Annotated in this window: 14 protein-coding genes; 5 read left to right on the top strand and 9 right to left on the bottom strand. The window is 72.8% G+C overall.

Going from position 1 to position 13,214, the window contains the following annotated elements:
* Positions 1 to 6 precede the first annotated feature (6 nt).
* Together ACLQ29_RS09770 and ACLQ29_RS09765 are read left to right on the top strand one after the other, a co-directional pair.
* Positions 7 to 1,578, top strand: a complete 1,572-nt coding sequence (locus tag ACLQ29_RS09770) for a Na+/H+ antiporter (RefSeq protein ID WP_425771302.1) — start codon at positions 7 to 9, stop codon at positions 1,576 to 1,578.
* A complete protein-coding gene (locus ACLQ29_RS09765; RefSeq protein ID WP_425771301.1) occupies positions 1,575 to 1,832 on the top strand; it encodes a UBP-type zinc finger domain-containing protein in 258 nt (85 codons plus the stop codon). Before ACLQ29_RS09770 ends, ACLQ29_RS09765 begins: the two co-directional genes overlap by 4 nt.
* On the opposite strand, the gene ACLQ29_RS09760 is transcribed toward ACLQ29_RS09765, so the two are convergent.
* Positions 1,808 to 3,064 carry an MFS transporter gene (locus tag ACLQ29_RS09760; RefSeq protein ID WP_425771300.1) on the bottom strand — a complete coding sequence of 419 codons (1,257 nt, stop codon included), beginning with the start codon at positions 3,062 to 3,064 and terminating at the stop codon, positions 1,808 to 1,810. The genes ACLQ29_RS09765 and ACLQ29_RS09760 overlap by 25 nt on opposite strands.
* 196 nt (positions 3,065 to 3,260) lie before the next feature.
* On the bottom strand, positions 3,261 to 3,452 hold the full coding sequence (locus tag ACLQ29_RS09755; protein WP_425771299.1) for a hypothetical protein: 192 nt from the start codon (positions 3,450 to 3,452) through the stop codon (positions 3,261 to 3,263).
* Between the two features lie 283 nt (positions 3,453 to 3,735).
* On the opposite strand from ACLQ29_RS09755, the gene ACLQ29_RS09750 reads away from it, so the two are divergent.
* Positions 3,736 to 3,948: a hypothetical protein gene (locus ACLQ29_RS09750; protein WP_425771298.1), complete on the top strand. Its 213-nt coding sequence runs from the start codon at positions 3,736 to 3,738 to the stop codon at positions 3,946 to 3,948.
* A complete protein-coding gene (locus ACLQ29_RS09745) occupies positions 3,936 to 4,241 on the top strand; it encodes a hypothetical protein (protein ID WP_425771297.1) in 306 nt (101 codons plus the stop codon). Before ACLQ29_RS09750 ends, ACLQ29_RS09745 begins: the two co-directional genes overlap by 13 nt.
* 38 nt (positions 4,242 to 4,279) lie before the next feature.
* Here ACLQ29_RS09745 and ACLQ29_RS09740 read toward each other — a convergent pair whose 3' ends face one another.
* The 5 genes from ACLQ29_RS09740 to ACLQ29_RS09720 all read right to left on the bottom strand — a co-directional run bounded on the left by ACLQ29_RS09740 (position 4,280) and on the right by ACLQ29_RS09720 (position 9,432).
* Positions 4,280 to 4,762 carry a hypothetical protein gene (locus ACLQ29_RS09740; protein WP_425771296.1) on the bottom strand — a complete coding sequence of 161 codons (483 nt, stop codon included), beginning with the start codon at positions 4,760 to 4,762 and terminating at the stop codon, positions 4,280 to 4,282.
* 109 nt (positions 4,763 to 4,871) lie between these two features.
* Entirely contained in the window at positions 4,872 to 6,122 is a 1,251-nt protein-coding gene (locus tag ACLQ29_RS09735; RefSeq protein ID WP_425771295.1) for a DUF222 domain-containing protein, read from the bottom strand.
* Between the two features lie 53 nt (positions 6,123 to 6,175).
* A complete protein-coding gene (locus ACLQ29_RS09730; protein WP_425771294.1) occupies positions 6,176 to 6,343 on the bottom strand; it encodes a hypothetical protein in 168 nt (55 codons plus the stop codon).
* A gap of 134 nt (positions 6,344 to 6,477) precedes the next feature.
* Positions 6,478 to 6,747, bottom strand: coding sequence for a hypothetical protein (locus tag ACLQ29_RS09725; protein ID WP_425771293.1), 270 nt, complete (start codon positions 6,745 to 6,747; stop codon positions 6,478 to 6,480).
* A 75-nt stretch (positions 6,748 to 6,822) separates the two neighbouring features.
* Positions 6,823 to 9,432 carry a glycoside hydrolase family 9 protein gene (locus ACLQ29_RS09720; protein WP_425771292.1) on the bottom strand — a complete coding sequence of 870 codons (2,610 nt, stop codon included), beginning with the start codon at positions 9,430 to 9,432 and terminating at the stop codon, positions 6,823 to 6,825.
* Between the two features lie 261 nt (positions 9,433 to 9,693).
* Here ACLQ29_RS09720 and ACLQ29_RS09715 point away from each other — a divergent pair, with 261 nt between their 5' ends.
* Positions 9,694 to 10,419 (top strand): PP2C family protein-serine/threonine phosphatase, encoded by a 726-nt coding sequence (locus ACLQ29_RS09715; protein ID WP_425771291.1) that lies wholly within the window; start codon positions 9,694 to 9,696, stop codon positions 10,417 to 10,419.
* Positions 10,420 to 10,428: 9 nt separating this feature from the next.
* Here ACLQ29_RS09715 and hrpB read toward each other — a convergent pair whose 3' ends face one another.
* The gene (hrpB, locus tag ACLQ29_RS09710) at positions 10,429 to 12,948 is read right to left on the bottom strand and encodes an ATP-dependent helicase HrpB (RefSeq protein ID WP_425771290.1); all 2,520 of its coding nucleotides are present in this window, start codon (positions 12,946 to 12,948) and stop codon (positions 10,429 to 10,431) included.
* Between the two features lie 28 nt (positions 12,949 to 12,976).
* On the bottom strand, positions 12,977 to 13,177 hold the full coding sequence (locus ACLQ29_RS09705; RefSeq protein ID WP_425771289.1) for a DUF397 domain-containing protein: 201 nt from the start codon (positions 13,175 to 13,177) through the stop codon (positions 12,977 to 12,979).
* Positions 13,178 to 13,214: the final 37 nt, after the last annotated feature.

Raw genomic sequence — 13,214 nt, 5'->3', positions numbered from 1 at the left:
TACCCCATGGAAAGCCTGTTTCCGGTCGTCGTCTTCCTGGCGATCGCCACCTTCGGTGCCGCGCTGGCCCGCCGGCTCGGCCTGCTCGCGCCGATCGTGCTCGTCGTGCTCGGTCTGGCACTCTCCTTCGTGCCGGGCGTCCCGCACGTCGAACTGGACCCGGAGCTGGTGCTTGTCGGCATCCTGCCGCCGCTGCTGTACGTCGCGGCGCTGGAAACCTCGGTGCCGGCGTTCAAGAACAACATTCGGCCGATCCTGTTGCTCGCGGTCGGCCTGGTGCTGTTCACCGCGTTCGTGGTCGGGTTCGTGCTGCACCTGCTGCTGCCGCAGGTGCCGTTCGCGATCTGCCTGGCCTTCGGCGCGGTGGTCGCCCCGCCGGACGCGGTGGCCGCCACCGCTGTCGCGCGCCGGGTCGGGTTGCCTCGCCGGGTGGTCACCATCCTGGAGGGGGAGAGCCTGGTCAACGACGCCACCGCACTGGTGCTGCTGCGGGTCGCCACCATGGCCACCGCGGGCTCGGCGGTCGGCGCCGCCGACGTCACCCTGGAGGTGCTGCGGGCCACCGGCGGCGGCATCCTGATCGGCGCGCTCGGCGCGGTGGTCTTCGGCTTCCTGCATCGGCGGATCACCGACCCGGTGCTGGACAACGCGTTGTCGTTGATCATTCCATTCGCGGTGGTGTTCGCCGCCGAGGCGGTGCACTCCTCCGGTGTGGTCGCGGTGGTCGTCACCGGTCTGGTGCTCGGCCACAAACTGCCGCAGCTGCTGTCGGCGGCGTCCCGCCTGCAGATCGGCGCGTTCTGGCGGCTCGTTCGTTTCCTGCTGGAGGGGCTGGTGTTCCTGCTGGTCGGGCTCCAACTGCGGGAGGTGCTGCGCGACCTCGACGAGCCGGCCGGCTTCCTCACCCTGATCACCTTCGTGGTGCTCGCCACCGTCTTCCTGACCCGGTTCATCTGGCTCTTCCCGGCCACCTACCTGGCCCGGTTGGTTCCCCGAGTCCGCCGCCGCGACGCCAGGCCGTCACCGAAGTTCCCGATCGTCATCGGCTGGGCCGGCATGCGGGGCGTGGTGACGCTTGCCGCCGCCTTGGCTCTGCCGCTGACCCTGGCCGGCGACGAGCCGTACCCCCGGGCCTTGTTCATCTGGTTGGCCTTCGCGGTGATCGTGGTCACCCTGGTCGGGCAGGGCGCCACCCTGCCGGTGGTCGCCCGGCGGTTGAAGCTGCCCCAGGACGACCCGGTGCAGGACGCGTTGTCGGCTGCCGGGGTGCAGCAACAGGCCAGCCGGGCCGCCCAGGACCGCCTCGACGAGCTTGCCGACAGCGCCCCCGAGGCGGTGGTGGACCGGTTGCGCCGCGCGCTTGAGGATCGCAACAACCTGGCCTGGGAACGGCTGGGCGGCACCGAGCGGGAAACGCCGTCGCAGGCGTACGGTCGGCTACGACAGAAGATGATCGACGCCGAGCGGGATGTCTTCCGGGCCGCCCGGGACGCCGGTCGGATCCCCGAGGAGGTGTTGGTGCGGGCCTATCGTGACCTGGACCTGGAAGAGTCGTTGCTGCGGGAGGTCGAGAAGTGAGCTGTCAGCATCTGGCCGAGGCGGACGCGGTGGAGCCGCGCACCACCGAGGATTGCCCCGACTGCGTCGCCATCGGCAACGCCGACTGGGTGCACCTGCGGGCCTGCCTGAGCTGCGGGCACGTCGGTTGCTGCGACTCGTCGCCGTACCAGCACGCGACGAAGCACTTCGAGTCCAGCAGCCACCCGGTGATCCGCTCGGTGCAGCCGGGCGAGACCTGGCGCTGGTGCTACGTCGACGAGGAGATCGGCTGATCGCTGCGGTTTGTCAGAGCCCACCGGGTCAGCGGCGGCACGGCCAGGCCGGTGCCGGCGAGGAGCCCGGCCAGGGCCAGCCAGCCGATCGGGCCACCGCCGAGGATCAGCCAGGTCAGCAGCGCCGGTCCCGCCGCGCGGGCCAGGCCGGCGAGCAGTGTGTCGACCCCCTGGTAGGCGCCGATGGCGTCCGGGGCGGCGAGGTCGTAGGCCAGTGCCGCCCCGGCCCCGGCGTGCCACAGGTCGCCGAGGGTGTAGATCGCTGTCGCGCACAGCAGCAGGCCGATCGCCAGCGCGCCGGAGACGAAGCCGGTCGCGGCCCACAGCAGCATCCCGGCCGCGAGCACCAGCCCGGCCCGGCGCATCGTCGCCGCCGCCGGCAGCGCGTCCCGGGCGCCGCCGCTCAGCCGCACCGCGAGCACCACTGTCAGCAGCGTGTTGACCAGCAGCATGACGGAGACCAGCACCGGCGGGGCGTCGGTGCGGGTCACCACCCACAGTGGCAGCAGCAGTGTCAGCGCCACCCAGTGCAGGGAGAGCACTGCTGACGCCCCGGCGACCGCGAGGAAGCGTCCATCGCGCAGGGCACGACCGGGGCCGGGCCGGCGCAGCCGCCGGACCGGCGGATAACCCGGCAGTCGCATGATCAGCGCCGCCGACACCAGATAGGTCGCGGCGTTGCCGACCACGAGCAGTCGGTACGCCCACCCGGTGTCTGCCACCAGCGCGAACCCGCCCAGCGCCGCCCCGAGCGCCACACCCAGGTTGGCCACCGCGCGCAGGGTGGCGAAGGCGTGCACTCGCCCCTCCGGCCCGCCGACCGCGGCGACGAGCGCGGCACGGACCGCCAGATTGCCGGAGATCAGCAGCGCGTCCACGGTGGCCACCAGCAGGAAGACCGGGAACGAGCCGACCAGCAGGTACGCCACGGCGACGGCGGCCTGCGCCAACTGGAGGACCGCCCGCAGGTTTCGCGGATCACGCCGATCGGCCAGCCCGCCGAGCGGCACGCTGGCGGTGAGCCCCACCAGGCCGGCGAGCGTGAGCCCCAGCCCGACCCGCGTGGGGCTGAGCCCGACGACGCGAGTGAGATAGAGCGCCGAACCGGTCACCCACAGCCCGGTCCCGACGGTGTTGGCGAGCGTGGCCAGCGACAGGGTACGCAGCCGACCCGGCGGCGGCAGCGGCGACAGAGACCGCCAGCGGCCCCGAATCCCCACCCGGATGCCCACACACCGACCCTAGGTTCGGGGTGCGCGCACCGATGCCCCGAGCGCTGCGGCGCCCGTCACAGCCCGCCTACGGCGTGCTCGTCGCCCCAGAGCCTCCGACGTGTCGCGTCGCCCGTGCCGCTGGTGATCTGACCGAGGTGCCCCCGGCGTGAGACTTCCCTGGGCCGGCGGCTCTGCGTTCCGGCCCGAGGTGGCGTCAGTCCTCGTCCGTCGGGCTGGGGCGGTTCTTGGCGATCCAGGCTCGAACAGTCTTGCCATCCCAGACGCGGCCCATGCTCAAGGTGGCGAGGGGGTCAGGGAATCCCTTGCGGCCCACGATGATCGTGGCGCGCTGCTTGCTGATCCCTCCGAGCAAGTCGCGGATCTCATCCAGCCCAAGCAGCTCCACGACTTGACGGTATGAGCCCTGGGAGTTGCCGAGGGGTAACCAGGGTGAGGCAGCCCCTATAAGGGTTGCCCTCATGCAACCCCATGTGGTGACATGGGCGCATGACCCGACGCGTCACTTTTGCGGAATATCTGACTGCCGTAGCCCTGACACTGGCCCGCAGGCATAGGCCCGTGTGGTCGTGGGTCAGGTGGCGCAACGTCTGCACGTGCGGGAACGAGTTGCCGTGTCGGGTCAGGCACAAGATCCCGATCAACCGGGGCCACTGGCCGGGTGAGAGCCAGTGACCACGCACGCGCCGGTCCTCCCGCTGTGGCTGTGCGAGCGATGCGACCGGCCCTGGCCCTGTGCCACGCGCCGCGCGGAGCTGCTGGCCGAACAGGGGCGGGTGCGGCTGGCGTACTACCTGAGCCTGTGTCTGATCTCTGCCGGACAGGACATGAGCTGGGCTCCGGTCGATGTGCTCCGACGCAGGTTCATCGGTTGGCTGCCGTGAAGGCGGGAGACGTCGTGTTCGTCGGCCCGGACTGCTCGGTGCAGTTCACCGGGGACCGGGCGCTGTTGATGCGGCTGATGTCCATCGGCGAGGACGACCCGTACAACGGGTGGGTGTGGATCGCGGGGTACATGCTCGACGCGCGGGGGATGGCTACGGCCAAGCGTGAGCTGTACGTGATCAAGTCCGGGCTGCGTTCCGCCCCGGGGGCCCGTGGTGATCGGGAAACCGGGGCGTACGGAGCGCGTCAGTCGGCGCGTACGGGCCGAAGAGCGTGTTTGAGGAGTCTCTAGGTTGAGGACGTGGGGCTTGAACGCATCCCCGTCGGGCCTCAACCCACCCGCTCGTCGCCCAGCAGGTCAGTCGCCTGTTCCAGAGTGGCCGCGAATTCGTCGGGCGGGATTCTGGCGACGAAGACCTTGCCCACGTCTTCGGGGAAGGGGTGGTCGGCTCGCCGGAACGCGAAGACGATCACCAGGTGATCATCGAGGTAGGCGTAGCACGATACGTTGTCGACGATCTCGCTCCACTGCAGAAACCAGTACCGCTCGCGGAAGTCTGTCTCGTCGGCCTCAAGCTGCCGGAAGATCTCCTCCGGTGACCGTTCGCGAGAGGGGCGGGGTCGAATCGCGCGCTGGCGTACCTCCGCTGCCGCAGTCTGCATGTAATGGCAGAGGGACGGTACGTAGGCCACGTTGTCATGGGTCGTCAGTTTCTTGCCTGCCGCCCACAGGTCGACGACGCGCAGGTTGGGAGACAGGATCTCGCCGACCTCGACGGCGAAGGTGTCCCGAGTGCCGAATCTTCCTGTCATCAGCCCGGCAGGCTAGCAGCCGGCCGGTGACGCGGCTGCTGACGGCGTGATGCCGAAGCGGTCACGCCGTGATCTCGTCGTTCGTCGGATTCGGATCTGGGCGGGGCGATCACGTTCGCCGGTGGTACTCGTTGCGGCAGGGGATCTGGCCGGGGTCGAGCCAGGCCGGTGGGATGAATTCGGGGTGACCGTCGCCGCCGAGCCGGACGGCCCAGTCGCCGCGGTGGACGTGCCGGTGGTGGTGACCGCAGAGCAGCACCGAGTTGGCCAGGCTGGTGTCACCTCCGTCGGCCCAGTGCCGGATGTGGTGAGCGTCGCACCAGCGTGGCGGGCGGTCGCAGCCGGGGAAGGCGCAGCCGCGGTCGCGCAGGACCAGGGCGCGTCGGAGCGGCCCGGTGACGAGGCGGCGTTGTCGACCCACGTCCAGTGCCTGACCGGCGCTGCCGAGGACAGCGGGCAGGATCGCCGCGTCGCAGGCGAGACGGCGGACCGTCTCCGGAGTGAGCCGGAGGCCGGTGTCCAGGGCTCCCACGTCGAGCTGCCGACCCAGCGCGTCGAAGCTGGTGGTGACCACGAGTTGGGCGGGGTCCCCGCCGTGCTCGGGCAACTCGCCGGTGCGCAGGGTGAGACGACAGAGGTCGGCGAGCGCGTCGTGGCGGCGTTGGCCAGGGCTGCGCGAATCGTCCGGACCCGATGGGGCCGTCAACGGGTCGATCGCCGCGCGGAGCAGGCCGGCGGCCTCGGCGTCCAGGGTGCCGCTCAACCGCAGGCGGCCATCCGACAGCTCGGACAGGGTGACATGACGATCACGGGCGGATCGGCGGGCCTCCGCCTCCAGAGCCGCCCGGGCGGCAGCTTCGGCGACCTCCGGGGCGACGTGGTCGAGGATGCGGGTGCCGAGCTTGCGCAGCAGGGTCGGCTCGAACTGCCCGGCCCACTCGACCAGCACACCGACCGCCTTGTCGGCGGCCTCGGCGCCGGCGGCGGCGTGCACGGTGTCGACCGTGGCGGCGATGACCCGGGCCTGCTCCACACTGATGGCCCCGCTGGCAAGGGCTGACCGCACCCCCGGTGCTCCGGTGTCCAGCGCGCCGGCGAGGTCGACAAGTCGGCGGGCGGCGGGGACCGTGAGCCGTAGCCGGTCGCGCAGCCAGACCGCCGTCGAGGATGCGCCCTGCGCCACCGCCGTGCCCCGGCCGTCCAGCTCACGCACCAGGGTCAGTTGGACGGCCGCCAGACGGCGCTCAAGCCGGTGCGCCGCGTCGAGAGCCGCGACGAGGTCGGACTCGGTGAGAGCCCAGGCCGGGGCGTCGGCGCAGGCCGCGACCGCCGCCTCTGCCTGCGCCAACTCCTCCAACATGGACCGAGAATAGAACAGGTGTACGACAACTTCGGTGACCTGTGCGGGGGCGGCTATTCGTGCTTGCCGACCTTTAGCGCCTTCTGCGCCCACGTCAGCATTTCGCACCCGTCGTCCTGGCACTGCGCGCAGCGGCTCGACGGCTTGCGATGCTGGTTGATCACCCGTTTCGCGGTCCAGATCACCAGCGCTGGCGTCACGGGCCCGTCGTCCATGGGCACGGCTCCACCTCCGAAGACAGGTAGGTATCGACCGCACGGCGCGAGACGCGGATCCGGACGCACGCTGAGACGGCCCGAGCCCCGGCCGGGGTCCGGGCCGCCGCCACCAACCACGTCGACGATGGAAGCGGGCGTCAGGGCCCGCCGCCGGAGTCGCTGGCGATGCCACTGTTGTAGGCCTGGTTGTCGTTGCCGCCGTAACCCTTGCCGCGTGTGGTGCCCCGGCGCTGGCGGCGCTGTTGGTGCCCGCTCTGCTGGATAGCCTGGCGGGCTCGGCGCATCGTCTCGTCGGCTCCGGCCGGGGCGCGACGCCTGCGCCGCCCGGCGACCAGCAGCGCGGCGACCAGGAGCGCGGCGAGCAGCAGGGCGGCCACCCCGACCAGGATCCACACTCGTCCATCCATGCTCGCGATGGTAGGGATGCGGATCCAGCCGAGCTGGTGGCCGCCCGAGGGAGGGTGGCCACCAGCCGGGCGTGCTCAGGACAGCGAGCAGGGCTTGCCGTTGACGGTGACCAGGCCCGGGTTCGGGTTGGCGCCGCCGGAGGTGGTGGCGTTGAAGCCGAACGTCACAGTGCCGCCGGGATTGATCTTGGCGTTGTGCGACTCGTTCTTCGCGGTCACCGTCGCGCCGGACTGGGTGACCTTCGCCAACCACGCCTCGCGTACCCGCTGGCCGCCGGTGAACGCGAAGCGCACGTTCCAGCCGTTGACGGCCGTGGCGCCGGTGTTGCGGATGGTCAGCTGGGCGGTGAAGCCGGTGCCGCCCTGCCAGGTGCCGTAGTTGCTGTAGCCCACCGAGCAGGTGACGGCCGGCACCGCGCCGGCGTCACCCTGGTCGGCCAGGAACGAGGCGATCCAGGTCAGCGCCGAGTTCCAGTTGATCGCCACCTCGTTCGTCGAGTACGAGTTGATGTCGTCGACGTAGCAGAACTGCGGTGCGCAGCCGGCGAGCAGTTTGGCCACGAACGGGTCCTGCAGGGCGGCGTTCGCGCCACCGGCGAGGGAGCCGGCGGGCGGTCGGGGCAGGTTCGGGTCGAGCTGGTGGCCGAAGATCCGGCTGTGCTGGTTCTGTGCGGCGTGCTCGCCCCACCCGGTGACGTAGGAGATGTTCAGGGCGTTGCGGCCGAAGATGTAGTCCATCGCCTGCACGGCGCCGTCGCGGTACACGGGGTTGCGGGTCAGGTCGAACGCGGTGGCCAGCACGACGGCGTTGTTGATGATGCTGCTGTTGCCGCCCCAGAAGTAGCTGTCGGCGTCGCCGGGCATCGGCAGCCCGTACGCCTGCCGGCGCAGCTCGGCCAGGTACGCGTCGGCCGCGGTGGTGACCGAGGCGCGGACCCGGGTGAGGTCTGCGGTGGGCAGCCCGTTCGGCACGGTGGCCAGGTCGAGGCGGCCCAGCGCGGCGACGCTCTGCCAGCCGAAGCCGCGCGGTTGGAACACGTCACCGGTGTGGTGCGGCGACGCGGTCAGGTCGGTCAGGTAGGTCTGCGCGCCGGTGCTGAGGTACAGCTCGGCCGCCGCCCAGTAGAACTCGTCGGTGACGTTGCTGTCGTCGTACGCGCCGCCGCCGGTGCCGTCGGTCGGGCTGGCGTACACCGCGGGGTGGGCCTTGGCCGCGGCGTAGGCCTTGGTCGCGGCGGTGCCGCAGCGGGTCGCGAACGCCGCGTCGTAGGGGGCGAAGAGCCGCGCGCACTGGGCGGCGGTGGCGGCCAGGTTGAGGGTGGCCGCGGTCGACGGCGCGTGCAGCTCACGCGGCTGCGGGTCGTCCTGCGGGGCGAGCGGCAGCCCGGTCCAGTTCTGGTCGTGGATCTTGTGGTGGACCATGCCGGCCAGCGGCTTGCCGGAAGGTACCTGCATGCTCAGCAGGAACTCCAGCTCCCAGCGGGCCTCGTCGAGGATGTCCGGCACGCCGTTGTCGCGTTCGGGCACCCGCAGCGTGCTGTCGGCCAGCTCGGCGCCACCGTCGGCGGTCGCCGCGGTCTTGGTGCGCTCGAAGGTGTTCAACAGTTGGTAGGTGGCGATGCCGCCGTTGACCACGTACTTGCCGTGGTCGCCGGCGTCGTACCAGCCGCCGCGCACGTCCAGCGAGTAGTCGCAGACGCCCGGCTGGCAGGGCACGTTCGTGTCGCCCTTGTTGGGCGCCACGTCGAGGTGCCCGGCGGGGCGGGCGTACTCGTCGCCGATCAGGTCCCCGTCGATGGCGATGCCGCTGCGCTGGGCGTAGAAGAACTGCAGCGAGTCGGAGCGCAGTTGGTCGTAGAGGGCGCCGGAGATGTCGAACGGGTGACTGGTCTCGCCGTCGACGGTGAGCGTCAGGCCGCTGCCGGGGGTGCGGTAGCTGGAGAAGTCGACGGACTGCACGTTCTGCCCGGAGGCGGCGTCGACACCGCGTGCGGTGGTGGTGCCACTGGCCACGACGGCGCCGGCGGCGCTGCGCAGCTGCCAGGGCAGCGGGTCGGTGGCCTCGGTGACGACAGTGGCGTTCTTCGGGCCGCCGGGCAGGTAGCCGACCTGGTTGACGCGCACCCGCGGACCGGTGTCCGGCACGTACGGCTCGGGCGGTTCGCCGCCGCGCAGCGAGACGTCGTCGAGGCAGATGGTCTGCGTCTGGGCGGAGCCGCCGACCTGGAAGATCAGCTGGGCGCCGGGGTTGGTCTCCGGGACGGTGAAGGTCTGCTCGACCCGCTGGGCGGTGCCGGTGGCGGTGGCGTCCACGGCCGCGTACGTGGTGTACGGGGCGCTGCCGAGTTGCAGCACGGCCTTGAGGGCGGCGCCGGGGGTGGCGGAGACGTCGAAGCCGAGGGTGTATTCGGCGCCCGCGATCAGGGGCACCCCGTCCTGGCCGATGCCGGCGTCCCAGGGGTTGGCCAGCCCGCCCGCCACCGTGGTGCAGAGCCGGCCGTCGGTGACGGCGAGTGGGCCGGTGCCGAAGGAGAACCAGGGGCTCACCCCCTCGCTGAAGTCGCCGTTGTCGATCTGCTCGGGGGCATCCGGTGGTGGCTCGGCGTAAGCCGCGCCGGCGCCCGCTCCGGTGAGGGCCAGGGTGGTCGCCGCGGCCAACAGGAGGCGGCGTCGGGATCTCGTCACGGGGAGTCCTTCCGGACGGGTGGGGGGACGGTGGTGATGGCGGAAACCTGGGAGCGCTCCCAGGTATCGGCTCGATGTTTCCAGCGGCGACACCCCGTGTCAATTGATCTGACTGGATGGGTTCTGGCACGCGACGAGGGCGACCGCCGCGTCCGGCGCGACCCGGGGCGTCGGCGCGCGGACGTGAGATTGGCCGCGCCACGCGCCGTCGTCCTGATCTCCTAGAGACAACTGCGCCCTTCGCCTGGCAGGCTGCCTCCCATGACCCTGAAGCTGCGTTCGGTGGGAACGAGCGACCGTGGGCTGATCCGCAGCGGAAACCAGGACGCCCTGCACGCCGGCAACTGGCTCGTCGCCGTCGCCGACGGCATGGGCGGGATGGCGGCCGGCGACCTGGCCAGCGCCCTCACCGTCGACGCGCTGGCCCCGCTGGACGTGGAAACCCCCGAGGACGCCCTGGTGGCCGCGCTCGAAGGTGGCATCGCGCTGGCCACCTCCCGGATCCGGCAGGCGGTCGCCGAGGACCCCGAGCGCCAGGGCATGGGCACCACACTCACCGCCCTGCTCTTCGCCCGGACCGGCAGCTGCCTGGCCCTCGCGCACGTCGGCGACTCCCGGGCCTACCTGTTCCGCGAGGGCGTGCTCAAGCAGGTCACCCGGGACGACACGTTCGTCCAGATGTTGGTGGACCAGGGGGTGATCACCGCGGACCAGGCCAGCAGCCATCCGCGCCGCGCCGTCGTCACCCAGGCCCTGCAGGGTGAAGACGTCAACCCGTCGTACTCCACGATGGTGCCCCGGGCCGGCGACCGCTGGCTGCTGTGCAGCGACGGCCTCTCCAACGTCGTCCGCCCGGACACCCTCACCGAGGTGCTCGGGGAATATCCCGATCGCGGCGCCTGCACGGGCAAGCTGATCGATCTGGCCCTGCACGCCGGCGCACCGGACAACGTGAGTGTCGTGGTGGCCGACGTCCTGGAGGAGTAGGGGCGAGGCTCAGCGTCGGCGGGGCGTGGCGCGTTTGGTGGGTGTCGCCGTTCGCGGATCCTCCGGCCACGGGTGCCGGGGATAACGCCCGCGCAACTCGGCGCGTACCTGCGGGTAGCCGGTACGCCAGAACGACTCCAGGTCGGCGGTGACCGCCACCGGCCGACCCGCGGGGGAGAGCAGGTGCAGCAGCACCGGCGTCCGCCCGGCACCGACGCGGGGGGCCGCCGACCAGCCGAACGTCTCCTGCAGCTTCACGGCGAGCACCGGTGCGGCCGGATCGGTGTAGTCCACCCGCACCCGGGAACCACTCGGCACCTCGATTCGCTCCGGGGCCAGCTCGTCCAGGCGGGCGGCCTGCGCCCAGGGCAGCAGCCGGCGCAGCGCCGACGCCACGTCCACCCGCGCCAGGTCGGCCCGACGCCGGGCCGCCGTCAGCTCGGGACCCAGCCAGGTCGCGGCGGCGTCGAGCAACGCCTCGTCGCCGACGTCCGGCCACGGGGCGCCCAGGTGGTGCCGGAGGAACCCGAGGCGCTCCCGCAGCGCCCGCGCCGTCGGCGTCCAGGTCAGCAGCCCCAGCCCCTCCTGACGTAGACCGGCCAGCACGGCCGCCGCCACCTCCGCCCGCTCCGGCCGGTCCAGCCGCCGCTGGAGCAGCTCGATCGCGCCCAGCCGGGTCACTTCCCGGGCCACCACGTCGCCGTCGGACCAGCCGATCTCGCGACTCGTGCGCAGCAGCGGGCCGGCCGCCTCCCGGGCCGTCGCCTCGTCCACCGGCGAGGCCCGGCGGATCCGGGCCGACGGCGCGCCGGGGGTGCGGTCCGCGACGGCCACCGCCAGCCAGTCGGACCCGGCCAGCCCCGACCCGGCCATCAGCTCCGCGGCGGTCCCGCCGGTCATCAGGTACGACGATCCGCCCGGCCGCCGCACCCGGGCCAACCGCTCCGGGTACGCCAGACCGACGAGCAGCCCGGCGGCGAGATCGTCGCTCAGCCCACCCGTGCCGGAGGCGGCGGTTGGGGAGCCGGTGGGCAACGCGGCGCGCAGCCGGCGTACCTCGGTGCGCCAGCGGGCGGTCGCACCCGCGTCGACGCCGGCGCGCAGCCGACGCCAGCCGGCGACCAGGTCGTCGCCGGGGCCGGCCGCGCTCTCCTCGGCGAGCAGGGCGACCACCTCGGCCGCCCGGTCGGCGCCCACCCGGTGAGCGCCGTCGAGCAACGCCCGGGCCAGTCGTGGGTGCGCGCCGGCGGCGGCGATCGCCCGCCCGCGCGCGGTGATCCGACCGTCGGCGTCGACCGCGCCCAGCGTGTGCAGAGTGTCCTGGGCGACCGTCAGCGCGGCAGCCGGCGGCGCGTCGGGAAGCGCCAGCCCGACGCCGTCCGGTCGGCCCCAGGCGGCCAGCTCCAGTGCGAAGCCGGTCAGGTCGGCGGTCGCGATCTCCGGCTCGGCGCGGGCGGGCAGCCGTTCGTGGGTCGCCGCGGACCAGCAGCGGTAGACGTACCCGGGGGCCTCCCGGCCGGCCCGTCCGGCCCGCTGGGTGGCGGCGGCTCGGGAGACGGGCACGGTGACGAGCGCGCCCAACCCCCGGGCCAGGTCGATGCGGGGCACCCGGGACAGCCCGGCGTCCACCACCACCCGTACGCCCGGCACGGTCAGGCTGGTCTCGGCCAACGCGGTGGACAGCACGACCCGGCGTCGATCGGCGGGGCGCAGGGCCGCGTCCTGCTCGGTGCCCCGTTGTCGACCGTGCAGCGGCAGCAGCGCGACGGTGTCCCGCAGGTCGGCGAGCCGGCCGCTGACCGCCGCGATCTCGCCGGCGCCGGGCAGGAAGACCAGCACGTCACCGGTACGTTCGCGCAGCGCCCGCCGGACGGTGGCGGCCACGTGGTCGAGCAGGGCCCGATCCACCGGCCCGGCCCCGGACGCGACGATCGGGCGCGCCGGCGGTGCCCAGATCCGCTCGACCGGGTGCAGCGCCGAGTCGGCCCGTACCACCGGGGCCGGGGCGGACCCGCCGAGCAGGGCGGCGAAGCGGTCGGTGTCCGGAGTCGCGGACATCGCCAGCAGCCACAGATCCGGCCGGAGAGCGGACCGCGCCTCCACCGTGAAGGCCAGCGCCAGGTCGGCGTCGAGCTGCCGCTCGTGGCACTCGTCGAGCAGTACCGCGCCCGTGCCGGGCAGCTCCGGGTCGTGGTGCAGCCGGCGGACCAGCAGGCCGGTGGTGACCACCTCCACCCGGGTCGCGGCGCTGACCCGCCGCTCGCCGCGCACCGCGTAGCCGACCCGGTCGCCGACCCGTTCACCCAGCAACTCGGCCATCCGTCGGGCGGCGGCGCGCGCGGCCACCCGGCGGGGTTGCGCGATCACCACCCGACCGCTGACCCGGTCGGCCACGGCCAGCGGCGCGAGGGTGGTCTTGCCGGTGCCCGGCGGGGCGACCAGGACGCCGGCCCCGGCCGCGTCCAGCGCCGCGACAAGCGCCGGCAGCACCGGGCGTACCGGCAGGTCCAGGGTTACGTCGGAGAGCACGGCCCAGTCTCGCACCGGCGTGGGCGCCTCAGGGGCGGCGGACCTCGCCGACGCCGAGCACGAAGGCCCGCCAGGCCACCGGGTCGAAGGCGAGCGAGGGGCCGGAGCGGTCCTTGCTGTCCCGGACGGCGACCCGGCCATCGACTGTCGCGACCTCCACGCAGTTGCCGTTGCCGCTGCTGCGCGAGCTGGTGCGCCAGTCCGCTCGGGTCAGGTCGTGCGCCGTCATCCGTGGTACCTCTCGTCTGCGTCGGCGTGCCGCAGAG

Source organism: Micromonospora sp. DT228 (genome assembly GCF_049841595.1).
Classification (GTDB): domain Bacteria; phylum Actinomycetota; class Actinomycetes; order Mycobacteriales; family Micromonosporaceae; genus Micromonospora.
Note: the sequence above shows the minus strand (reverse complement) of the source record. Positions and strands in the feature narration are given on the sequence as shown.